The organism is Micromonospora sp. R77, assembly GCF_022747945.1.
Lineage (GTDB): Bacteria > Actinomycetota > Actinomycetes > Mycobacteriales > Micromonosporaceae > Micromonospora.
In genome coordinates this window covers 944,648-968,092 of record NZ_JALDST010000001.1, presented here as the reverse complement: position 1 = coordinate 968,092, position 23,445 = coordinate 944,648, and the positions used below count along the sequence as shown (strand labels likewise).

The window sequence follows — 23,445 nt, the reverse complement described above, 5'->3', positions numbered from 1 at the left end:
CGAGTCCGGCCCCGTCAGGCAGGATCGTCGCCCGCCGCCCACGACCCCCGGGCGGCGGGCGACGGACCCGCCGGTACGCCGGCCGGGTGTGGTGTGGGGAAGCATCCACACCCGGCCGGCCCCCACCCGGTGCGTCTTCCTCCGCACCACCCGCCCCGGGCGCCTCGCACCGGCGGATCCGATCCGCCGGGCGGCGCGCCCGCCTCGGTCAGTGGAGGAGACAGTCCCATGCCGACCAGTCCGGCTCAGGCACCGACGGTGCCGGCGCACGTGCTGCCGCACCGCACCCCCGCCCAGCTGCTCGCCGTGGCTCGGCACGGGCTGACCGAGGCCGCCCAGACCCGCCCCGACGGCCTCCGCTACGCCGCCGCCCACCTCGCCGCGCTGCGCGCCGCCGCCGCCCTGCTCGCCGCCCGCGCCCGCCCGGCCCCCACCCGGCGCAACCGGATCACCAGCGTCTGGGTGCTGCTCTGCGCCGTCGCCCCCGAGCTCGACGAGTGGGCGCGCTACTTCGCCGCCGGCGCCGGCAAGCGGGCCGCCGCCGAGGCCGGTATCCCCCGGGTGGTCACCGCCCGGGAGGCCGACGACCTGCTCCGCGCCGCCGAACAGTTCGTGACGGTGGTGGAGGCCCTGCTCGGCCTGGCCCACCAGCCGGCACTGGACGGGTTGGCCGCCTGACCCGGCGCGTCCGGCCCGCCGGTGGGAAGCCCGCCGGGCCGGACGCGCCGCCTCCGGTTCCGCGACGTGGGCCCGGTTCCCGGGACGACACACCACGGGTCCGGGGACCCGGCACCACTTGCAGCTGCACAGCGACACGGCACAGCACGGGGCTCAGTCCCGTGACGACACACGACGGGGGGTAGGTCCGATGGCGGGCCGCATGGTGGTCGGTTCCGCCGCACTGGCCGGGCTGGTACGTCCGGCGAGCGCACCCGATCCGGCGGGTGGCCACCGGGTGCTGCCGGTCCTGCCGGAGCTGACCGGCCTGCTGCCCAACCGCGGCCTGCGGCGCGGCAGCACCATCGCGGTCGGTGCCGGGCAGCCCCGCCGCAGTGGCGGCACCTCGCTGCTGCTCGCGCTGCTCGCCGAGGCGTCCCGGGCCGGCTCGTGGTGCGCCGTGGTCGGCGTGCCCACCTTCGGCGCCGGGGCGGCGGCCGAGGCCGGCATCGCCCTGGACCGGCTCGCCCTGGTGCCGCACCCCGGACCCGAGTGGCCCACCGTCGTCGCCGCCCTCATCGACGGGGTGGACGTGGTGGTCACCGCCGTCCCGGCCACGGTCTCCGCCTCGGTCGCCGACCGGCTGGCCGCCCGCGCCCGACAGCGGGGCAGCGTGCTCGTCCCGTACGGCCGGTGGGACGGCCGACGTCACGCTGCAGGTGGTCCGGGGCGTCTGGGAGGGGCTGGGGGCCGGCCGGGGCGGCTGCGCCGCCGGGAGGTCACCGTCTCGGCGCGCGGACGCGGGGCGGCCGCCCGGCCGAAGGAGATCAAGGTGTGGCTGCCCGGCGACGGGCTCACCCGGATCATCCCCCGGGCGACCGGGGTCGCCGCCGCCACCCGGGCCGCCGTCGTCGCCCCGTCCGCCGTGGCGCGCTCACCCTGGTGGGGCCGGCATGACCGTCGCGCCGCTGCGGACGCTGCTGCTCTGGTGCCCGGACTGGCCGGTGCTCGCCGCCGAGATCGTCGACGGGGTGCCCGCCACCGATCCGGTCGCCGTACTGCACGCCAACCGGGTGGTCGCCTGTTCGGAGCGGGCCCGCGCCGAGGGGTGCGCCGGGGGCTGCGCAAGCGGGAGGCGCAGGGCCGCTGCCCGCAGCTCACCGTCGTCGAGCACGATCCCGGCCGGGATGCCCGGGCCTTCGAGCCGGTGGTCGCCGCCGTGGAGGAGGTGGCCGCCGGGGTCGAGGTGGTCCGGCCGGGGGCCTGCGCGCTGGCCGCCCGCGGTCCGAGCCGCTACCTGGGGGGCGAGGAGGCGGCGGCCGAACGGATCGTCGAACACGTCGCCCAGACCTGCGCGGTGGAGAGCCAGGTCGGCATCGCCGACGGGGTCTTCGCCGCCGGACTGGCCGCCCGCGACGGCCGGGTGGTGCCGCCGGGTGGGACGCCCGGCTTCCTGGCCGCCCTGCCGGTCGAGGCGCTCGGCCGGCCCGCCCTGGCCGACCTGCTGCGCCGGCTGGGGATCCGCACGCTCGGGGACTTCGCCGCGCTGCCGGCCGGTGACGTGCTGGCCCGGTTCGGCTTCGACGGGGCCCTCGCGCACCGGCTCGCCGCCGGTCGGGACCACCGGCCGCTCGCCGTCCGGCACCCCCCGGCCGACCTGGTCGTCACCGCCGACCACGACGAGCCGATCGAGCGGGTCGACGCCGCGGCCTTCGCCGCCCGGGTCCTGGCCGAGCAGCTGCACGAGCGACTCGCCGCGCACGGGCTGGCCTGTACCCGGCTCGGCATCGAGGCGGTCACCGCGCATGGTCAGGAGCTGCACCGGGTCTGGCGACACGACGGCCTGCTCACCGCCGCCGCCATCGCCGACCGGGTGCGCTGGCAGCTGGACGGCTGGCTCTCCGGCGGCAACCGTCGGGCCGGCGCCCGACCGGCCCGGCCCACCGCCGGGATCATCCGACTGCGGCTGATCCCCGACGGGGTGCTCGCCCAGGCCGGCCTGCAACCGGGATTGTGGGGGGAGACCGGCGAGGAGCGGGAGCGGGCGCATCGCGCGCTGAGCCGGGTGCAGGGCATCCTCGGCCCCGAGGCCGTGTTGACCGCCGTGCTCGGCGGCGGCCGGTCCCCGGCCGACCAGGTGCGTCTGGTGCCGTGGGGCGACGAACGCCTGCCCGCCCGCCCCGGCCCGCCGCCCCTGCCCGACCCGCCGTCGTTGTCTGGCCCGGCGCCCCTACCTGGCCGGTCGCCCCTGCCTGGTGAGCCGGCGATTCGGGGGGCCGGCGATGGTGACCGGTCCCTGGACCTGGCCGGTCGGGCTGACGCCGGTCGTTCCGTCGGCCGGGTGGGGCGGATCGACGGCACTGACCGATCCGTCGGCGCGGCCGGCCGGGACGCTGCCGGTCGGGCCGGCGCTGACCGGGCTGTCGCTGACCGGGCTGTCGCTGACCGGGCTGTCGCTGACCGGGCCGACGCTGGGCGTGCGGTCGTTGCGGCGGGTCATGCCGACGGTGGGTGGCCGGTCGACCAGGACGGCCGGGATGGCCGGTCCGTCGGTCGGCAGGGAGCGGGCCGGCGCCGGCCGAGTGGGTGGCGGTCGGGTGGGTGGCGGTCGGGTGGGTGGCGGCCGGGTGGGTGGCGGCGTGGCCGTACCGCCGTGGCCGGGTCGGCTGCCGCCGCCCGCGCCGGCCGTGGTGCTGCCCACGCCGCTCGCCGCGACCGTGCGGGACGCCACCGGCGAGCCGGTCGTGGTCAGCGCGCGCCTGGCGGTGAGCGCCCCGCCCGCCCGGCTGGTCGTCGGCGGCCGGCCGGCGGAGATCGTCGGGTGGGTCGGCCCGTGGCCGGTGGAGGAGCGCTGGTGGGCGCCGGCCGAGGCGCGACGGCGGGCCCGGTTCCAGGTCAGCCTGGCCGACGGCGCCGCCCTGCTGCTGGCGGTCGAGGGCGGCCAGTGGCTGGTGGAGGCGATCTATGACTGAGCGCCGGTCCATGGCTGGGCGCTGGTCCATGGCTGGGCGCCGGTCTGTGGCTGGGCGCCGGTCCCGGACCGGGTGCCGGTCCGCGGCTGGGCGCCGGTCGGGTCGGCTGCGGCGGACCCGGCCCGACGGACGCTACGAACTTGATGACAAATATGGATCGCTGACGACCTCCGACGAGTCGGCCAGGGACTCCAGCCCTCTGATTCATCTTTGCCATCAAGTTCGTAGGCGACGAACGGACACCCACCGTCCCGCACCGGCGCTGACACCGGCCGCACGAGGAGCGGACCGGTGAGCTTCCACAACCCGAAGCTGCCCTGGTCGGAGCTGGAGCGGGTGCTCTCCGGGCGCGGCGGTGGAAGTGGCGGCGGTCGGGACGGGCGGTCGGGGGGCGAGCGGCACCTGCACGTGGTGGATCCGCTCGCGGTCGACGCCGACGGCGGTGACTCCCCGGCGTGGAGCCGCAAGCGGCAGCACTACGAGCCGCCCGAGGCGTCCGAGCTGTCCCGACCCGACGACACCGTGCCCTACGCGGAGTTGCACGCGCACACCAACTTCAGCTTCCTCGACGGGGCCAGCCACCCGGAGGAGTTGGCCGAGGAGGCCGCCCGGCTGGGGCTCACCGCACTCGCCGTCACCGACCACGACGGCTTCTACGGGGTGGTCCGGTTCGCCGAGGCGGCCCGTGCGCTGCACCTGCCGACGATCTTCGGTGCGGAGCTCTCCCTCGGGCTGCCCGGCCCGCAGAACGGCGAGCCCGACCCGCTGGGCCGGCACCTGCTGGTGCTCGCCCACGGCCACGAGGGGTACGCCCGGCTCGCCACCACCATCTCCCGCGCCCAGCTGCGCGGCGGCGAGAAGGGCCGCCCGGTCTACGGCGAGCTGGAGGAGGTCGCCCAGGAGCTGAAGGACCACGTGCTGGTGCTGACCGGCTGCCGCAAGGGGCACGTGCCGGGGGCGCTGCTCACCGAGGGCGTCGACGCGGCGGCCCGGGAGCTGGACCGGCTCACCGCCCTGTTCGGCGCGGACACGGTCGCGGTGGAGCTGACCGACCACGGGCACCCGGTCGACGCCGACCGGAACGACGCCCTCGCCGAGTTGGCCGCCGCCGCCGGGCTGCCCACGGTGGCCACCAACAACGTGCACTACGCCACCCCCGGCCGACGCCGGCTGGCCACCACGCTGGCCGCCGTCCGGGCCCGGCGCAGCCTGGACGAGATCGACGGGTGGCTGCCGGCCGCGGCCACCGCGCACCTGCGCAGCGGTGCGGAGATGGCGGCCCGGTTCGGGGCGTACCCGGGAGCGGTGGCGCGGGCCGCCGAGTTCGGCGCGGAACTCGCCTTCGACCTGCAACTGGTCGCGCCGAAGCTGCCGGCGTACCCGGTGCCGTCGGGGCACACCGAGATGAGCTGGCTGCGGCACCTGACGTTGGCCGGCGCGCACGAACGGTACGGGCCGGCCGAGGCGCACCCGGAGGCGTACGGGCAGCTGGAGCACGAGCTGCGGATGATCGACGAGCTGGGCTTCCCCGGCTACTTCCTGGTGGTCTACGACATCGTCAGCTTCTGCCGCGCGCAGGACATCTACTGCCAGGGGCGGGGCTCGGCGGCCAACTCGGCGGTCTGCTACGCGCTGCGGATCACCAACGTGGACGCGGTCCGGCACCGGCTGCTCTTCGAACGCTTCCTCGCCCCGGAGCGGGACGGGCCGCCCGACATCGACGTGGACATCGAGTCCGACCGCCGGGAGGAGGTGATCCAGCACGTCTACGCCCGGTACGGCCGGGAGCACACCGCCCAGGTCGCCAACGTCATCTCCTACCGTCCCCGGTCGGCGGTGCGGGACGTGGCGAAGGCGTTCGGCTTCTCCCCGGGCCAGCAGGACGCCTGGAGCAGGCAGATCGACCGCTGGGGCTCGGTCGCCGCCGTCGACGTCGAGGACATCCCCGAGCAGGTCGTCGCGTACGCCAACGAGCTGCAGACCTTCCCCCGGCACCTGGGCATCCACTCCGGCGGCATGGTGATCTGCGACCGCCCGGTGATCGAGGTCTGCCCGGTGGAGTGGGGGCGGATGCCCGGCCGCAGCGTGCTCCAGTGGGACAAGGACGACTGCGCCGCCGTCGGGCTGGTCAAGTTCGACCTGCTCGGCCTCGGCATGCTCTCCGCGCTGCACTACGGCTACGACATGATCGGGACGACCCTGGACCTGGGCGACATGACCCTGGACGACCCCGAGGTCTACGACATGCTCTGCCGGGCCGACTCGGTCGGGGTGTTCCAGGTGGAGAGCCGCGCCCAGATGGCCACCCTGCCCCGGCTGAAGCCGCGCGAGTTCTACGACCTGGTGGTGGAGGTGGCGCTGATCCGGCCCGGCCCGATCCAGGGCGGCTCGGTGCACCCGTTCATCCGGCGCAAGAACGGCCAGGAGCCGGTGACGTACGCCCACCCGCTGATGCGCAACGCGCTGGAGAAGACCCTCGGCGTGCCGCTGTTCCAGGAGCAGCTGATGCAGCTCGCCATCGATCTGGCCGGGTTCGACGCGGCCGGCGCCGACCAGCTGCGCCGGGCGATGGGCGCGAAGCGGTCGGTGGAGCGGATGGCGCAGATCGCCGACCGGTTGTACGCCGGGATGGCCGAGCGGGGCATCACCGGGGAGCTGGCCGACGACGTCTATCGCAAGCTCACCGCGTTCGCCAGCTACGGTTTCCCGGAGAGCCACGCGATGAGTTTCGCCTACCTGGTCTACGCAAGTTCCTGGCTCAAGCGCTACCACCCGGCGCCGTTCCTGGCCGCGCTGCTCAACGCCCAGCCCATGGGCTTCTACTCGCCGCAGACCCTGGTCGACGACGCCCGCCGGCACGGCGTCGAGGTACGCCGCCCGGACATCAACGCCAGCGGCGCGTCGGCGGTGCTGGAAGCCACCCCGCAGACCCGATGGGGGAGTCAGCCGGGGGAGCCACCGCACGCCTGGGGGCTGGGCGGTCCGGCGGTCCGGCTCGGGCTGGGCGCCGTGCGTACTCTCGGCGCTCCGGTGGCCGAGCGGATCGAGGCGGAGCGGGCGGCGCACGGGCCGTACGCGGACCTGCCGGACCTGGCCCGGCGGGCCGGGCTGACCGCCGCGCAGCTGGAGGCGCTGGCCACCGCGGACGCCTTTGCCTGTTTCGGGCTGACCCGGCGGCAGGCGCTGTGGGCCGCGGGCGCGGCGGCCCAGGAACGGCCGGACCGGCTGCCCGGCACGGTGACCGGCGTGAGCCCGCCCACCCTGCCCGGCATGGAGGAGGTCGACAAGCTCGTCGCCGACGTCTGGGCGACCGGGCTGTCACCGGAGACGCATCCGGCCCGGTTCCTCCGCGAGCGGCTCGACGCGCTGGGTGCCGTGCCGATCGCCCGGCTCGGCCGGGTGGAGCCCGGCCGGCGGATCCGGGTCGGCGGGATCGTCACCCACCGGCAGCGACCGGCGACCGCGGGCGGGGTCACCTTCCTCAACCTGGAGGACGAGACCGGCATGCTCAACGTCACTTGCTCCCCGGGCCTCTGGCAGCGCTACCGTCGAGTCGCCCGCACCAGCGCGGCACTGGTGGTGCGGGGCCGGTTGCAGCGGTACGAGGGGGTCACCAGCCTCACCGCCGACCGGCTGGACGCGATCACGCCGCCGGTCACGCCGGCTTCCCGGGACTTCCGCTGAGCCCAGTGATCCGCATTACGGTTTCCCGCCCCGGGAAGCGGGAGACTTCCGACACGCGCGGGCAGAGTGGCCCGCCCGGCATGGGGGATTGAACGATGACCCTGAACAGCGCATACATCGGTGGCGTGGCGAACACCCGGCGGACCCGGCTGGCTGCCGGCTGGTCGCCGACCCACGACGCGGAGACCCGCGAGTACGAGGTGACCGACGGTCCGGTGGCCAACGCCCAGCGGTCCCGCGCCGAGGAGGATCCCGCCGGGGGCGGCGACTTCTGATCGGAACCGCGCGGGTGACTAGGCTCGTCGGCGTGGAGCAGACCCGAACGCTGACCCCCCGTACCGCCGTGATCTGGTCGGTTCTCGCGGCCGAGCTGGACCGCCGGGCCGGCGACCGGCTCACCGTGCTCGACGTCGGCGGCGGCACCGGCGGATTCGCCGTCCCGCTCGCCGAGGCCGGCCACCGGGTCACCGTGGTCGACGCCAGCCCCGACGCGCTCGCCGCGCTGACCCGCCGGGCCGCCGAGGCCGGGGTCGCCGACCGGGTACGCGCCCTGCAGGGCGACGGCGACGCGCTCGCCGGGCTGGTGGAGGCGGCCACCGTCGACCTGGTGCTCTGCACTCCGTGCTGGAGGTCGTCGACGACCCCGCCCCGGTGGTGGCCGCCCTCGCCGCCGCGCTGCGACCCGGCGGCGCGGCCAGCGTCCTGGTCGCCGGCCGGGCCGCCGCCGTGCTCGGTCGGGCCATGAACGGCCACCTCGACACCGCCGCCGCGCTCGCCGCCGACCCGCACGGCAGCGCCGGTTCCGCGGGACACCCTGCGCCGCCGCTACGACGCCGACGACGCCGCCGCGCTGCTGGCCACCGCCGGGCTCGCCGTCGAGGAGATCCACGGGTGCGCGTCCTCGCCGACCTGCTGCCCGCCGCGGTGGCGGACGGCCAGCCGGCCGCCCTGGTCGAGCTGGAGCGGGCCCTGGCCGGGTGGTCGCCGTACCATCGGGACCTCGCCGCCCAGCTGCACCTGTTCGCCCGCCGGCCGGCATGACCGGCAACGGTGGTGGGGCCGCTCGCCCGGTCGCCCCGCGCTACGGCGGCGGCAGCCTCGCCGACGTGCTGCCCAGCGCCCTCGCGGTGCTCGGCGTGCCCGGCGCGGTCGACCTGCTCGGCCTGCGCCCCCGGCTGGCCGGGGTACGCCGGATCGCCGTGCTGCTGGTCGACGGGCTCGGCTGGCACCAGATCCCCACCGCCGCCCCGTACGCCCCGACCCTCGCGGGTCTCGCCGCGACCGTCGGCGTCCCGCTCACCTCCGGCTTCCCCTCCACCACCCCGACCAGCCTGGTCACCCTCGGCACCGGCAGCGCCCCCGGTGGCCACGGCGTGCTCGGGTTCAAGGTCCGCGTCCCCGACACCGACCGGGTGCTCAGCCACATCGAGTGGACCGGTGACCCGGACCCGCTGGCCTGGCAACCCATCCCCACCCAGTACGAGCGGGCCCGCGCCGCCGGGGTGGCGGTGACCGTGGTCAGCCGCCCCGAGTACGCCGGCAGCGGCCTCACCCTCGCCGCCAACCGCGGCGGCGACTACCGGGGCGCCGCCGACGTCGACGCCCTCGCCACCCGGATGCTCACCGCCCTGGCCGCCGGCGCCGGGCCCACCCTGGTCTCCGGCTACCACCCCGACCTGGACCGGCACGGCCACCTCAGCGGCGTCGACTCAGGCCCCTGGCGGCTCGCCGCCGCCGAGGTGGACGGGCTGCTCGCCCGGCTGGTCGACGGGCTGCCGCCCGACGCCGCGCTGCTGGTCACCGCCGACCACGGCCAGCTCGACGTGCCCGCCGCGCACCGCGTCGACTTCGACACCGACCCGCGCCTGCGGGCCGGGGTGCGGGTGCTCGCCGGTGAGCCCCGGGTCCGCTACCTGCACGTCGCGCCGGGCGCCACCGCCGACGTGGTGGCCGCCTGGTCGGCGGTGCTGGGCGACGCCGCCCGGGTCACCACCCGGGACGAACTGGTGGCGGCCGGCTGGTTCGGGCCGGTGCCCGAGGAGCACCTGCGCCGGATCGGCGACGTGGTGGTGGTCTGCCGGGGCACCCACGCGGTGGTGGCCACCCGCTCCGAGCATCCGATGGAGTCGCGGCTGGTCGCGTACCACGGGTCGGACACCGCGACCGAGATGACCATCCCGCTGCTGGTCGTCAGCGGCTGACGGGCAACCTGTCGGACCCGGCGGCTAGCCTGCGGGGATGGGCCGCAGCCAGTCGTTGCCCCGGGGTGACGGTGATCCGCGCTTCGGGCCGGACGCCGACGACACCGACTGCCCGATCCTGCACGTCGACATGGACGCCTTCTTCGCCTCCGTCGAGGTGCGGCGCCGGCCCGAGCTGCGCGGCAAGCCCGTGGTGGTCGGTGGCATCGGCCCCCGCGGCGTGGTCAGCTCCGCCAGCTACGAGGCCCGCCGGTACGGCGTCCGCAGCGCCATGCCCACGGCGCGGGCCCGGGCGCTCTGCCCGCACGCGGTCTACCTGCCGACCGACTTCGGTCAGTACTCGGCGGCCTCCCGGGCGGTGATGCAGATCTTCCGGGACGTCACCCCGCTGGTCGAGCCGCTCTCCCTGGACGAGGCCTTCCTCGACGTGTCCGGTGCGCGCCGCCTCTTCGGCCCACCGGCGGAGATCGCCCGGCTGATCCGCCGCCGGGTCGCCGAGGAGCAGCGCCTGACCTGCTCGGTGGGGGTGGCGCCGAGCAAGTTCGTGGCGAAACTGGGCTCCACCCGCGCCAAACCCGACGGGCTGCTGGTGGTGCCCGTCGACCGGGTGCTCGACTTCCTGCACCCGCTGCCGGTGGCGGCGCTGTGGGGGGTGGGGGAGCGGTCGGCCGAGACGCTGCGCCGGATGGGGCTGAACACCGTCGGCGACCTGGCCGAGGCGCCCGTCGGCCTGCTCCGCCGGGCGGTCGGCGACGCCGCCGCGCAGCACCTGCACGAGCTGGCCTGGGGGCGGGACCCGCGGCGGGTCACCCCGGAACACGCCGAGAAGTCGATCGGCGCCGAGGTGACCTTCGACGTCGACGTGCGGGACCCGGGGGAGATCCGCCGGGCGCTGCTGGGCCTCGCCGAGAAGGTCGGCGTCCGGCTGCGCCGGGCCGGCCAGGTGGGGCGGACGGTGTCGCTCAAGGTCCGGCTGGCCGACTTCCGCACGGTCAGCCGGTCCCGCACCCTCTCCGTGCCCACCGACACCGCCCGGGAGATCTTCGACACTGCCTGGGCGCTCTGGACCGTTCTCGACACGACCGAGCCGATCCGGCTCGTCGGCGTACGCGCCGAAGGGCTCGCCGCCGCCGACCGGACGCCACGCCAGCTCACCCTCGGCGCGCCCGAGCGCGGGTGGCGGGAAGCGGAAGCGGCCGCGGACGCCGCCGCTGCCCGATTCGGGCGGTCCGTCATAGGTCCGGCCAGTCTGCTCGGGCGGCGTGATCCGCGCCGAGACGAAAATCCGGCCCGGCCATAGGTCGTCCCGCTTTCCGACGCGCGAGCCCCCTCGTAGACTTGCGGGTAAGCAGCCGGTTGGCTGCCACGGTCTGTCGGTCCGACCGGGCCGACCAACGTGACCGGGGAGGAGTGCCGTGCCGCTCTCGGAGCACGAGCAGCGGCTGTTCGAGCAGATCGAGCGGTCGCTTGCCGAGGATCCCAAGTTCGCCTCGGCCGTTCGCGCCAGCGACCCGCGTTTCCACGCGCGGCGTCGCCTGCTCGTCGCTGCCGCCGTGGTCATTGCTGGTCTGGCCCTGTTGATCTACGGTGCCGTGATCAAGACGCCACCGCTGGCGGTGGCGGGTTTCGTCGTCATGCTGGCCTCGCTGGGCTATGCGGTGCAGTCGCACCGCCGGTCCCAGTCACCCGACCTGCACGTGGTCGGTGGCACGACCAGCCGTCGCCGTCCCCGTGGTCGCGCGGGTCGGCGGGGGTCGTTCCTCGACCGGATGGAGGATCGCTGGCGGCAGCGCCCGGAGGGGCACCGCTGACCACGTTCCGTCCCTGAGCCGGGTGACGCGGCGACGCGCCGCCGGAATTCGTTCCGGTACGCGTGGCCGCGTCGCCATGTCCTGACTCCCCACCCGGGTCCTCCGGCGGCGCAGGTGCTCCTCGATCAGGTCCACCCGCTCACCCACCGGACGGTCCGTCCGTGCGCCCGGTCCACCCGGCTCCTTTCAGTCCACCTGCGCTCCGGTCAGCCCGGGCCCTCGGCCCACGCGGACGCCCGCCCGCCGGGTGGGCCGGCGGACGGGCGTCGCGCGGGTCAGCGGGCCGGACGGCCGGCCAGGATCCGCCGTGGACTCCAGCGCAGCAGGTGGCGACGGAGCCGACCGGCGGTGGTGACCAGGCCCGTCGACGTGTCGGCCAGCCCGCTGCGCCAGCGCAACAGCACCGACGGCGGCAGCACCGCTGCCAGCAGTCGGGTACGCCGGTCCGCCCGGCCGGCCAGTGCGCCGCGTACCGCACGCAGGGCCGGGGGCAGTTCCTCACCACCGAGCGGATCGCGGGCGTAGCGGGCCCGCTCCTCGGCCCGACCGAGCAACCGCACCGCGCCGCCGGCGTCGACGTCCCCGGTCAGCGTCTCCCGGACCAGCCGCTCCGCCGTCGCCCGGGGCGTCTCCGTCCGGTCGACCCGGACGCGGAAGTCCACCAACGTGTCGAGCAGCTCGTCCCAGGCGGCGTGGGCGTCCGCCCGGGCCCGGTCGGCGGTGACACCGACCGACACCTCCCGGACCGCGCCCGGCGTGCCCGGTTCCGTGTCCACCACGGTGGCCTTCGGCGCGGCGCGGCTGCCCCGCCGGCGACGCGGGCCGCCCGGCGCAGCGCCGGCACGGCCAGCAGCGCGAGCAGGCGCCAGCGCCCCGGCCGTCCACCACGGCCAGACCGGTCCCGCTCGGCGGGATCGCTGCCGGCCAGGCTCAGGCCGGTGTCGGTGTCCCGGTCGGCGGCGTCCGGGCCGTCCGGACCGGCCGACGGGCCCACCCCGTCGGGTGCGCTGCTGCTGCCCGGGACGGGAAGGTTCTCCTCCGGCGCGTCGGTGTCCGGCGCCCAGGACGACCGGACCGAACCCGCCACGCTGCTCGCCGGGGTGGCGTCGAACGGCACCCAACCGATCTGGCCGAAGTAGACCTCGGTCCAGGCGTGCAGGTTCCGGTTGGTCAGCACGTACGTGCCGTCGTCGGCGCCGGCGCCGTTGGTGAAGCCGAACGCCACCCGGGCCGGGATGCCGGCCTGCCGGACCAGCCAGGCCATCGCGGCGGCGTACTGCTGGCAGAAGCCCACCTTGCTGGTGAGGAAGTCGGTGATGTCCTCGCCGCTGGTCCCGCCCCGGGTGGAGAGCGAGTACGAGAAGCCGTTCTCCACCGAGAAGTAGTCGTAGATCGCCCGGACCTTGTCGTAGTCGTTCTGCTTGCCGCGGACCAGTCGGCTGACCAGCCGGTCGACCTCCGGCACCGTCGGCGTCCAGACCTGCTGGCGCAGCAACGGGTCGTCGGCGGCGAGCGAGGGTGCCGCGCGCAACGCCGCCGGGCTGTACGTCGAGCGGACGTAGTCGAACGAGTACCGCTTGCCCCGCGAATTCTCCCGGTTGGAGAAGACCAGCTGCAGCTTCGGGTCGTACAGCCACTTGCCGTTCAGGCCGTCGGTCTTCACCGGCTCGGCATAGACCGGCAGCAGCGGCATGTTGAGGTTCTTCGTCACCTCCACCGTCGCCCGGTAGCGCTGCCGGTCCACCCCCCGGGCGCCCTGGTCCGTCGGGTCGGGCAGGTCACGGGCCGACCGGCCGCTGGGCACCCGGGTCCGGAAACCGTCCGGCCGCAGCTCGTCGGCGACCCCGAAGCGCAGGTAGAACGGGTTCCGCTCGGTCGTCCTGACCTTGACCAGGTCGGCCACCTCGGACTGGTTCAACTGGCCGCTCAACGCGGCGAACAGGTCGATCCGCCCCGGGCTGCCGCCCAGGCCCGGCCGCCCGTTGCCGGCCCCCGCCCCGGCCCCGACGGTGTCCAACAGGCCGCCGGTCATCCCCGGCACCGCCAGCGGCAGCGCCACCGCCACCGCCACGCCGACCACGGCCAGCCGCCGGCCCGCCGCCGCCAACGGGGAGGCCTCCCAGACGTCGACGTCGCGGCCCTCCCCGGTGAACCGGCGGCCGAACCGGCGGACCCGGTCCACGTTGTCGGTCACCAGCAGCCAGAGGTAGCCGGCTGCGCCCACCACGAACGGCACCGCCGGGACACTGTCCACGTAGATCGCCACCGGCACCGAGTAGATCGCCAGCATCGGCAGTCCGGCCAGCGCCGGCCGGCGCAGCCCCACGCTCAGCACGTCGACCAGCACCGCCACCGCACCGATCCCGAGCACGGCCAGGAACAGCAGCGAGGTGACGTCGGGCACCTTCACCCCGTACGTCCGCATGTCCTGCAGCGACTGGCCGAGCAGCTCCCCGAAGTGGGCGAACGTGCCCGGGGTGGGCAGGAACGCGAGCAGTTCGCCGCCGCTCGGGAAGATCCAGGTCAGGGCCAGCAGCAGCCCGGCCAGCATGGCCAGCACCTGACCCCACAGAGGGCTGCGGACCAGCCGGCTCAGCGCCGCCGCGCCGGCCACCACGGCCACCGCGATCGCCGCCTCGACCAGCCACGTCCAGCGCTGGAAGATGGCCGACAGCGGCGCCGCCGCCAGCAGGGTCGCCGCGGCGGCGACGAAGCCGAGGTTGCGAGCTGCGGTCACGGGGTCACCCTTTCGGTCATCGCATGCCCCCGGCGACGGTCTCGGCGAGCGCGGCACGCAGCGCGAAGCCCTGCGACCCGCGGGCCGCCTGCGGCCACAGCGCCGGCAGCCGGCCGCCGTGGTCGACCCCGATCACCCGCCAGCCGCTCTGCAGCAGGGCGAGCGCGGCGGTGTCGTGCAGGCGGTCCGCCTCGGCCCGGGCCTTCTCCGGGAGGTTCAGCCAGGAGGAGCTGTCCAGCAGGAAGCCCACGCAGGTGGCGCCGTTGCCGCGCAGCCCGGCCAGCAGCTCGGCCTCGGCGGTGTTCAACGCGCCGAACAGGGCGATGACCAGGCCGCCGTCGGACCGCTGCCGGACCCGCTGCACCAACGTGCCGATCTCACCGTTGGTGTCCAACCGGACGTCGGCGAGGTGGTCGAGGAGCAGACCCTCACCGCCGGCCTCGGTGGCGTCCACGTCCGCCCCGGAGCCGGTGACCAGGCGCAGCTTGTAACCGGCCTGACGCAGGTGCACCGCGATGCTGGCCGCGGCGGAGACCGCCCACTCGAAGCTCGCCGTCGGGCCGTCGCCCCGGTGGCCGTACGCCCGGGTGTCCAGGACCACCGTCGCGCGGCTCTCCCACGGCTGCTCCTCGCGGCGCACCATCAGCTCACCGGTGCGCGCCGTGGACTTCCAGTGCACCCGCCGCAGGTCGTCGCCCATCCGGTACTCCCGGGTGGCCGCGTCGTCCTCGCCGTGCACCGCCACCGAACGGGCCCGGCTGTCGCCGCTGCCCGCGTACTCCCCGGGGAGGCGGACCGAGGGCAGGGGGGTGACCTGCGGGATGACGGTGAGGTGGTCGGTGCTGGGAAAGGCGCGGCTGAGCTCGCAGAGCCCGAACGGGTCGGTGAGGCGGACCACCAGGGGGCCCACCTCGTACCGGCCGCGCACGTCGGCCCGCACCGTGTACGCCACCGAGCTGGCCTGGTGCGCGCCGAGCCGTTCCAGCACCACCCGGGGCCGGCTGCCCAGCGCGTACGGCAGCCGGTCCTCCAGCAGCAGGGTGCCGGTGGGCAGCCGGGACAGGTTCTGCAGCCGCAGCACCACCCGGGAACTGGCGCCGACCGGCACCCGGTGCGGCTCCAGCGAGCGGTTGCAGGCGAGCTTGTAGCGGCTGCGTCCCACGTACGCCGCGGCGAGCAGCGGCAGCACGGCCAGCAGGACGGCGACCCGCAGCAGGTCCTTCTCGCCGAGGATGCCGGCGGAGACCGCGGCGGCGACCGCGGCCGCCAGGAAGGAGCGGCCGCGGGTGGTCAGCCCGCGCAGCCCGGCACGCACGTCACGGCCTCCGTGGCTCGAACGGCCCGCGGCCGTTGCCGCCGCCGGGCCGGGTGTCGTAGGGGGAGCGCTTGCGGTCGTTCGGCAACGGGAGCCGGTGCACCAACTCGGAGACGATCGCGTCGGTGGTGCGCCGGGCGAGCTGGGCGTCGGCGGTCGGGATGATCCGGTGCGCGAGCACCGGCACCGCCAGCGCCTGGAGGTCGTCGGGCAGCACGTAGTCGCGGCCCTCCAGGGCGGCGACCGCCCGGGCGGTGCGCAGCAGCTGGAGGGTGGCCCGCGGGGACGCGCCGAGGCGCAGGTCGGGAGCCTCCCGGGTGGCGGTGACCAGGTCGATGGCGTACTGCTTGACGGCGTCGGCGACGTGCACCTGCCGGACGTGGCCGATGAGCTGGCGGACGGTCGCCGCGTCGGAGACCGGGCGCAGCTCGTGCAGCGGGTCGGTGGCGCCGTGGCCGTCCAGCATGGCCAGCTCGGCCGAGACGTCCGGGTAGCCCATCGCGATCCGGGCGGTGAACCGGTCGCGCTGCGCCTCCGGCAGCGGGTAGGTCCCCTCCATCTCGATCGGGTTCTGCGTCGCGATCACCATGAACGGGGTCTGCAACTGGTAGGTCACCCCGTCGACGGTGACCTGTCGTTCCTCCATGCACTCCAGCAGCGCCGACTGGGTCTTCGGCGAGGCCCGGTTGATCTCGTCGCCGACGACCAGGTTGGCGAAGACCGCGCCGGGACGGAACTCGAAGTCGTGCGTCTCCTGGTTGTAGACGCTGACCCCGGTGACGTCGCTGGGCAGCAGGTCGGGGGTGAACTGGATGCGGCGGACCGAGCAGTCGATGGAGCGGGCGAGGGCCTTGGCCAGCTTGGTCTTGCCGACGCCGGGCACGTCCTCGATGAGCAGGTGGCCCTCGGCGAGCAGGACGGCCAGGGCGAGCCGGACGGTGGCCGTCTTGCCCTCGATGACCCGCTCGATGTTGGCCACGATGGCCTCGCTGGCGGCGCGGAACTCGTCGTGCGGCAGCAGACCGCCCACCTCGTCCCAGGTCTGTTGTGTCACGGGCCTCCTCCTCGTCGCCATGACGGCAGCTCTGTATAGAGCACCTGGACCCGCCGTTGGGTTCGCGACGTGCGAGCCTCGTCTGCCGCAGAAATCTCAGTGGTTCTCAGGCTAACCATGTTTGTCGTCGACGCCGACCCCCGCAGGTAGTCGGTCGCTTACGCCCCAAATATGCGCCGGACGGGGGACGCGGGAGGTGGCCGCCCGTACGGCGGGGTACACTCCCCGTCATGGCCGGAGTCTTCCTGCTTCTTACCGAGCCGTGCTGATGCGCTGAACGCGCGACAGCACGGCGGCCCCTCCTGCGCGAGGGGCTTTTTTGTGCCCGGAAGCAGACTCCCCACCTTCTTTTTCATCACCGCGCCGAGGAGACGCCATGAGTGAGGCAGCCGCACCGGCGAGCGACATCCCCCCCTACCGGTACACCGCAGCGCTGGCCGACGAGATCGAGCACCGGTGGCAGGACGCCTGGGAGCGGGAGGGCACCTTCCACGCGCCGAACCCGACCGGGCCGCTGGCCGACCCGGGCCACCCCCGGGCCGGCGCCGAGAAGCTGTACGTGCTGGACATGTTCCCCTACCCCTCCGGCGCGGGCCTGCACGTCGGCCACCCGCTGGGCTACATCGGCACCGACTGCTACGCCCGCTACCAGCGGATGGCCGGGCGGAACGTGCTGCACGCGATGGGCTTCGACGCGTTCGGGCTGCCCGCCGAGCAGTACGCGGTGCAAACCGGCACCCACCCGCGCACCACCACCGTGGCGAACATCGAGCGGTACCGGGCGCAGCTGCGCCGGCTGGGGCTGGGCCACGACGAGCGGCGCTCGGTGGCGACCATCGACACCGACTTCTACCGCTGGACGCAGTGGATCTTCCTGCAGGTCTTCAACTCCTGGTACGACCCGGAGGCCCGCAAGGCCCGGCCGATCGCCGACCTGGTCGCCGAGTTCGAGGGGGGCACCCGGCCCACCCCGGACGGCCGCCGCTGGGCCGAGCTGACCGTGGCCGAGCGCCGGCAGGTCGTCGACGACCACCGGCTGGCGTACGTCTCCGAGGCACCGGTGAACTGGTGCCCGGGGCTGGGCACCGTGCTGGCCAACGAGGAGGTCACCGCCGACGGCCGCTCCGAGCGGGGCAACTTCCCGGTCTTCAAGCGCAACCTGAAGCAGTGGATGATGCGGATCACCGCGTACGGCGATCGGCTGCTGGACGACCTGGACACGCTGGACTGGCCGGAGCCGATCAAGCTGATGCAGCGCAACTGGATCGGGCGGTCCAGCGGCGCGCACATCGACTTCCCGACCGACGCCGCCCCGGTACGGGTGTTCACGACCCGGCCGGACACCATCTTCGGCGCCACGTACATGGTGCTGGCCCCCGAGCACGAGCTGGTCGACGTGCTGGTGCCGGCCGCCTGGCCGGCCGGGACGAAGGACGCCTGGACCGGTGGGCACGCCAACCCGCGGGCCGCCGTCGAGGCGTACCGGAAGGCCGCCGCGGCGAAGACGGACGTGGAGCGGCAGGCGGACAGCAAGGAGAAGACCGGCGTCTTCGTCGGCGCGTACGCGACCAACCCGGTCACCGGCGGACGCGTCCCGATCTTCATCGCCGACTACGTGCTGGCCGGCTACGGCACCGGCGCGATCATGGCGGTGCCGGCCGAGGACGAGCGCGACCACGCCTTCGCCGAGGTCTACGAGCTGCCCGTGGTGCGGACCGTGCAGCCGCCGGAGGGCTTCACCGGCGGGGCGTACACCGGCACCGGTCCGATGATCAACAGCGCCGCGCCCGACCGCGGCCTGGACCTGAACGGCCTGGGCATGGCCGACGCCAAGGCCCGGGTCATCGAGTGGCTGGAGGCCAACGGGCACGGCACCGGCGCGGTCACCTGGCGGCTGCGCGACTGGCTGTTCAGCCGGCAGCGCTACTGGGGCGAGCCGTTCCCGATCGTGTACGACTCCACCGGCGCGCCGATCGCGCTGCCCGAGTCGATGCTGCCGGTCGAGCTGCCCGAGGTGGACGACTTCTCGCCGAAGACGTTCGACCCGGAGGACGCCGACAGCAACCCGGAGACCCCGCTGTCCCGCCGGCGCGACTGGGTGGAGGTGGAGCTGGACCTGGGTGACGGGCCGAAGCGCTACACCCGGGAGACCAACGTGATGCCGCAGTGGGCCGGCTCCTGCTGGTACGAGCTGCGCTACCTGGACCCGACCAACGCCGAGCGTTTCGTCGACCCGGCGAACGAGGCGTACTGGATGGGGCCGCAGCGCCCCGGCGACTGCGGTGGCACCGACCTGTACGTCGGCGGCGCCGAGCACGCCGTGCTGCACCTGCTGTACGCGCGGTTCTGGCACAAGGTGCTGTTCGATCTGGGGCACGTCTCGTCGTTCGAGCCGTTCCGCAAGCTGTTCAACCAGGGCATGATCCAGGCGTACGCGTTCCGCGACGCCCGGCGCGCGCCGGTGCCGGCCGAGGAGGTCGTCGAGGTCGACGGCCGCTGGTTCCACGGCGAGCAGGAGGTCACCCGCGAGTACGGCAAGATGGGCAAGTCCCTGAAGAACGTCGTCACCCCGGACGAGATGTGCGCCGCCTACGGCGCGGACACCTTCCGGGTGTACGAGATGTCGATGGGACCGCTGGAGGTCTCCCGCCCCTGGGACACCCGGGCGGTCGTCGGGTCGTACCGGTTCCTGCAGCGGGTCTGGCGGGCCGTGATCGACGAGCAGACCGGTGACCTGCGGGTGACCGACGCGCCGGCCGACGAGGCGACCCGCCGGCTGCTGCACAAGGTCATCGACGGCGTCCGCGGCGACATGGACGGGATCCGGTTCAACACCGCGATCGCCAAGCTGATCGAGCTGACCAACGGGCTGACCCGGCTGGCGGAGACGCCGCGCGAGGTGGCCGAGCCGCTGGTGCTGATGGTGGCGCCGTTTGCCCCGCACGTCGCCGAGGAACTGTGGCGGCGACTGGGCCACGACAGCTCCCTGGCGTACGCGGACTTCCCGACCGCCGATCCGGCGCTGCTGGTCGCCGAGACGGTGACCTATCCGGTGCAGGTCAACGGCAAGGTCCGGGGCCGGATCGAGGTGGCCGCCGACGCGGCCGAGGACGACGTCCGGTCGGCCGCGCTGGAGGCGGTCGCGGGTTCGCTGGCCGGCAAGGAGCCCCGCAAGGTCATCGTGGTGAAGGGCCGGATGGTCTCGGTCGTCGCCTGACGGTCCACCGCGGAGGCGCGTCCCAGGTCCGGGGCGCGCCTCCGGTGTACCCGGGGTCAGGGCTCGCGGCGGTGGACGACGACCGTCGCGAGCAGCGCGGCGACCAGCGGCCAGACGGCGAACACCGTCCAGGAGCCGGCGACCGTCGCCACGTGCAGGTTCGGCAGTACGTACGGGTTGCCGACCAGGCGTTCCCAGGCGGGCACCGGCAGCGCGTTGTGGGCCACCGCCGTCCACCGGTTGGAGATGTCGAATGCCATCGGCGCCAACAGCAGCAGCGTCGCGGTGATCACGATCGCCGGCGCGGTGTGCCGGACCAGCGCACCGACCCCGAACCCGATGAGCGCGCAGACCGGGAGTAGCAGCGCCGACGCCACGACGGCCCGCAGCGCCTGGGGCTCGCCGATCGACGCGCCGGCCTGCCGGTCGGCGAGGATCGCCTGGGAGAGCCAGAACGACGCCGCCGCGGCCAGCACGCCGACGACGAGCATGACGGCCCCCAGCACCACCACCTTGGCGGCGACCACCGCGCGGCGGGCCGGCACCGCGGCGAAGGTGGTCCGGATCTGGCCGCTGGCGTACTCCCCGGCGATCATCAGCGCGCCGACGGCGCCGGCCGCCAGGATGATGAAGAGCCAACCCTCCTCGGGAAAGGCGTCATGGATCGGGTCGAACGCGGCCCGCCGCTCGGGGGAGTAGTCCGGCCAGTTGTACTGGTCGGCGAGGGCGGCGCGGGCGCTGAACAGCACGGCGGAGACCGCGATGAGGGCGAGCGACCCGTACGTGGAACGCAACGACCAGAGCTTGATCCACTCGGCGGCGACCAGGTCCCGGAAGCGGGCCCTCGGCCCGATGAGCGGAGCGGCGGACCGGGTCGCGGATGCGGGTACGGGGGTCATCGGTGGTCTCCTGCCAGGTATTCGACGCGGTCGGCGGTCAGGTCCATGAACGCCTCCTCCAGGGATGCGGTTCGGGTGGCCAGTTCGTGCAGCGGGATCCGGTGGGCGGACGCCAGCTCGCCCAGTTCGGTGGCGGTCAGGCCGGTCACGGTGAGGGCGTCGCCGTCGACCGTCACCTGGCCGCCGGCTGCCCGCGCCGTCGTCGCCAGCCGCCCCGGATCGGGGGTACGCACGACGAGGTGCGGCCGGGCGCTGCGGGCCGCGAAGCCGGCGAGGCTCTCGTCGGCCACCAGCTCCCCCCGGCCGATCACGACGAGGTGGTCGGCGGTCTGCTCCATCTCGCTCATCAGGTGGCTGGAGACCAGCACGGTGCGCCCCTCGCCGGCCAGCCGGTGAAACAGCCCACGCACCCAGCGCACTCCCTCCGGGTCGAGGCCGTTGAACGGTTCGTCGAAGAGCAGCACGGGCGGGTCGCCGAGCAGTGCGGCGGCGATACCGAGGCGCTGCTTCATGCCGAGCGAGAAGCCGCCGATGCGGCGCTCGGCGGCGGCGGCCAGCCCGACCTCGCGCAGCGTCTCGTCGACCCGGCGGCGGGGGATGCGGTTGCTGCGGGCCAGCGCGGACAGGTGGGCCCGGGCGCTGCGCCCGCCGTGGACGTCGCCGGCGTCGAGCAGCGCGCCGACGAGGTGCAGGCCGCGCGGGCTCTCGGCGAACGGATGCCCCTGCACCAGCGTCGTGCCGCCGGTGGGGCGGTGCAGGCCGAGGATCAGCCGCAGCGTGGTGGACTTGCCGGCGCCGTTGGGCCCGAGGAACCCGGTCACATGTCCGGGTCGCACGGTCAGGGTCAGCCGGTCGACGGCCGTGGTCCGGCCGTATCGTTTGGTGAGGTCCCTCAGCTCGATCATGGCGGTGACGATTCCGCAGGCCGGGCGGCGGTTCATCCTGCCGACGACCACATCCGGCCGGTGGGGACCCGCCCCCGGGCGTACGCCCGTCAGCCGATGACCGCCCCGGTGGCGCTGGCTACCGTGTTCCCCATGGAGGTCATCGCCCCTGCTCCGCGTCCCGCCGCCCGGCGGGCGCGGACGGTCCTGATCTGGGCCGGCGTCGCACTGCTGCCGGTCGTCGTGCTCTTCACCCCGAGCCTCGCCGACGGCGCCGCCGGGCTGTACCTGCCCACCCTGGGCGGCACCGGGCCCGGCATCCCGTTCCGTTACCTCGCGCCCGCCCTGGTGGTGCTCCTGCCCGCCGGCCTGCTCGGGCGCCGTCCGCTGCTCGCCCTGGGGCTGATGCTCGCCGGATCGTCCCTCGTGACCATCACGACCAGCTCCTGGGAGAACGGCTACCTCGCCGGCATCTGGTATCTCCAGTTCCTCGTCATCGACCTGATGCTGGGGCTGGTCGCGGCACGTAACCCGCGCCGGATCTCGATCGTCGCGGCCGGTGCGGTGCTCGTCGTCCAGGTGGCGGCCAGCTTCGTCAGCCTGGCGACCGACCCGGTGGGCCGGGCCACCGTCTCGGTGCTCGCGGTGGTCGCCGCCTGGCTGGCCGGCGACTCACGCCGGTCCCGGCGCCGGCACGCCGAGGCGCTGCGCGCACACGCCGCCGCCGAGGCGGTCACCGCCGAGCGGCTGCGCATCGCCCGGGAACTGCACGATCTGGTGGCGCACAGCATCGGTGTGATCGCCATCCAGGCCGGCGTCGGCGTCCGGGTCATCGACACCCAGCCGGGACAGGCCCGGGTGGCGCTCGCCGTCATCGAGCGGACCAGCCGGGAGACGCTGACCGGGCTGCGGCGTGCCCTGGGCGCGCTGCGCCGGCCGGAGGGCGCGGCGGCGTCCCTCGACCCCACACCGGGCCTGGTCGACCTGGACCGACTGGTCACCGCGGCCGGCGACGCCGGGGTACGGGTGGACCTGCGTCGGGACGGCGAGCCCGGTCCGCTGCCGGACGACGTACAGCTGGTGGCGTACCGGATCGTGCAGGAGGGGCTGACCAACGTGGTCCGGCACGCGGCGACCGACCACTGCCGGGTGACCGTCGAGCACCGGCCGCAGGGGGTACGCATCGAGGTGGTGGACGACGGGCGGGGCGGCCCGCTCGGCGGCACCGGGCACGGCATCGTCGGGATGCGGGAGCGGGTGATCCTGCTCGGTGGCCGGTTCGCCGCCGCGCCCCGGCCCGAGGGCGGCTTCCGGGTCACCGCCTGGCTCCCGGCGCCGGGAGCCGGCGCGTGAGCGTCCGGGTGCTGCTCGTCGACGACCAGCCCCTGGTCCGCGCCGGACTGCGGGTGCTCATCGCGGACGCGCGGGACCTGACGGTCGTCGGTGAGGCGGGCACGGGCGCCGAGGCGGTCCGGCTGGTCCGCGAGGTCGCCCCCGACGTGGTGCTGATGGACCTGCGGATGCCGGGCACCGACGGGATCGCGGCGACCCGGGCGATCACCGCGGCCGGTGGCCCGACCCGGGTGCTGGTGCTCACCACCTTCGACGACGACGAGCACGTGCACGCGGCGCTGCGGGCCGGGGCGAGCGGCTTCCTGGTCAAGGACATGGCGCTGGAGGAGATCCTGGGCGCGGTGCGGGTGGTGGCGGCCGGGGACGCGCTGATCGCGCCCGGTGTGACCCGGCGACTCATCGCCGAGTTCGCCCGCCGACCCGACCCGCTGCCCCGACCGCGTGGGCTGCCCGGGGTGACCGACCGGGAGCGGGAGGTGTTGACCCTGGTCGGGCGGGGACTGTCCAACGCGGAGATCGCCGCCGAGTTGGTGATCAGCCCAGCCACCGCGAAGGCGCACGTGGCCCGCCTCTTCACCAAGCTGGACGCCCGGGACCGGGTGCACCTGGTGATCGCCGCCTTCGACGCGGGCCTGGTCGCACCGTCCCGCTGACCGGCGCC

At 74.9% G+C, this 23,445-nt stretch carries 13 protein-coding genes and 5 pseudogenes; 13 read left to right on the top strand and 5 right to left on the bottom strand.

Annotation, left to right across the window (positions count from 1 at the left end; all coding sequences use genetic code 11):
* The first annotated feature begins 228 nt into the window (after positions 1 to 228).
* The 10 genes and pseudogenes from MRQ36_RS04190 to MRQ36_RS04150 all read left to right on the top strand — a co-directional run bounded on the left by MRQ36_RS04190 (position 229) and on the right by MRQ36_RS04150 (position 11,325).
* Positions 229 to 678 (top strand): SAV_6107 family HEPN domain-containing protein, encoded by a 450-nt coding sequence (locus MRQ36_RS04190; protein ID WP_242792948.1) that lies wholly within the window; start codon positions 229 to 231, stop codon positions 676 to 678.
* Positions 679 to 868: 190 nt separating this feature from the next.
* Positions 869 to 1,588, top strand: a pseudogene (locus tag MRQ36_RS04185) (hypothetical protein); the annotation flags it as partial.
* A gap of 22 nt (positions 1,589 to 1,610) precedes the next feature.
* Positions 1,611 to 2,926 (top strand): annotated as a pseudogene (locus MRQ36_RS33805) (DNA polymerase Y family protein); the annotation flags it as partial.
* A 373-nt stretch (positions 2,927 to 3,299) separates the two neighbouring features.
* A pseudogene (locus MRQ36_RS33800) lies at positions 3,300 to 3,629 on the top strand (DNA polymerase Y family protein); the annotation flags it as partial.
* A 291-nt stretch (positions 3,630 to 3,920) separates the two neighbouring features.
* On the top strand, positions 3,921 to 7,313 hold the full coding sequence (locus MRQ36_RS04175) for an error-prone DNA polymerase (protein ID WP_242792946.1): 3,393 nt from the start codon (positions 3,921 to 3,923) through the stop codon (positions 7,311 to 7,313).
* A gap of 95 nt (positions 7,314 to 7,408) precedes the next feature.
* Positions 7,409 to 7,588 (top strand): hypothetical protein, encoded by a 180-nt coding sequence (locus MRQ36_RS04170; RefSeq protein ID WP_242792944.1) that lies wholly within the window; start codon positions 7,409 to 7,411, stop codon positions 7,586 to 7,588.
* Between the two features lie 14 nt (positions 7,589 to 7,602).
* Positions 7,603 to 8,354: pseudogene (locus MRQ36_RS04165) on the top strand (class I SAM-dependent methyltransferase).
* On the top strand, positions 8,351 to 9,514 hold the full coding sequence (locus MRQ36_RS04160; protein WP_242792942.1) for an alkaline phosphatase family protein: 1,164 nt from the start codon (positions 8,351 to 8,353) through the stop codon (positions 9,512 to 9,514). Before MRQ36_RS04165 ends, MRQ36_RS04160 begins: the two are co-directional and overlap by 4 nt.
* A gap of 37 nt (positions 9,515 to 9,551) precedes the next feature.
* Entirely contained in the window at positions 9,552 to 10,814 is a 1,263-nt protein-coding gene (locus MRQ36_RS04155) for a DNA polymerase IV (protein ID WP_242792940.1), read from the top strand.
* A 115-nt stretch (positions 10,815 to 10,929) separates the two neighbouring features.
* On the top strand, positions 10,930 to 11,325 hold the full coding sequence (locus tag MRQ36_RS04150; protein ID WP_242792939.1) for a DUF3040 domain-containing protein: 396 nt from the start codon (positions 10,930 to 10,932) through the stop codon (positions 11,323 to 11,325).
* A 275-nt stretch (positions 11,326 to 11,600) separates the two neighbouring features.
* Here MRQ36_RS04150 and MRQ36_RS04140 read toward each other — a convergent pair.
* The 3 genes and pseudogenes from MRQ36_RS04140 to MRQ36_RS04130 all read right to left on the bottom strand — a co-directional run bounded on the left by MRQ36_RS04140 (position 11,601) and on the right by MRQ36_RS04130 (position 16,431).
* Positions 11,601 to 14,062, bottom strand: a pseudogene (locus MRQ36_RS04140) (DUF3488 and DUF4129 domain-containing transglutaminase family protein).
* A 16-nt stretch (positions 14,063 to 14,078) separates the two neighbouring features.
* Complete coding sequence (locus MRQ36_RS04135; RefSeq protein ID WP_242792936.1) at positions 14,079 to 15,377, bottom strand: DUF58 domain-containing protein; 1,299 nt, start codon at positions 15,375 to 15,377, stop codon at positions 14,079 to 14,081.
* A gap of 1 nt (position 15,378) precedes the next feature.
* On the bottom strand, positions 15,379 to 16,431 hold the full coding sequence (locus MRQ36_RS04130; RefSeq protein WP_242792935.1) for a MoxR family ATPase: 1,053 nt from the start codon (positions 16,429 to 16,431) through the stop codon (positions 15,379 to 15,381).
* A 376-nt stretch (positions 16,432 to 16,807) separates the two neighbouring features.
* On the opposite strand from MRQ36_RS04130, the gene leuS reads away from it, so the two are divergent.
* Positions 16,808 to 19,648 carry a leucine--tRNA ligase gene (gene leuS, locus MRQ36_RS04125; RefSeq protein ID WP_242792934.1) on the top strand — a complete coding sequence of 947 codons (2,841 nt, stop codon included), beginning with the start codon at positions 16,808 to 16,810 and terminating at the stop codon, positions 19,646 to 19,648.
* Positions 19,649 to 19,704: 56 nt separating this feature from the next.
* Here the strand turns inward: leuS and MRQ36_RS04120 are convergent, their stop codons facing one another.
* Positions 19,705 to 20,547, bottom strand: coding sequence for an ABC transporter permease subunit (locus MRQ36_RS04120; protein ID WP_242792933.1), 843 nt, complete (start codon positions 20,545 to 20,547; stop codon positions 19,705 to 19,707).
* Positions 20,544 to 21,452 carry an ABC transporter ATP-binding protein gene (locus MRQ36_RS04115; protein WP_242792932.1) on the bottom strand — a complete coding sequence of 303 codons (909 nt, stop codon included), beginning with the start codon at positions 21,450 to 21,452 and terminating at the stop codon, positions 20,544 to 20,546. The genes MRQ36_RS04120 and MRQ36_RS04115 overlap by 4 nt, the downstream gene beginning before the upstream one ends.
* 132 nt (positions 21,453 to 21,584) lie before the next feature.
* Between MRQ36_RS04115 and MRQ36_RS04110 the strand changes: the two genes are divergently transcribed.
* Positions 21,585 to 22,784, top strand: coding sequence for a sensor histidine kinase (locus MRQ36_RS04110; protein WP_242792931.1), 1,200 nt, complete (start codon positions 21,585 to 21,587; stop codon positions 22,782 to 22,784).
* The gene (locus tag MRQ36_RS04105) at positions 22,781 to 23,437 is read left to right on the top strand and encodes a response regulator transcription factor (protein ID WP_242792930.1); all 657 of its coding nucleotides are present in this window, start codon (positions 22,781 to 22,783) and stop codon (positions 23,435 to 23,437) included. Before MRQ36_RS04110 ends, MRQ36_RS04105 begins: the two co-directional genes overlap by 4 nt.
* Positions 23,438 to 23,445 lie beyond the last annotated feature (8 nt).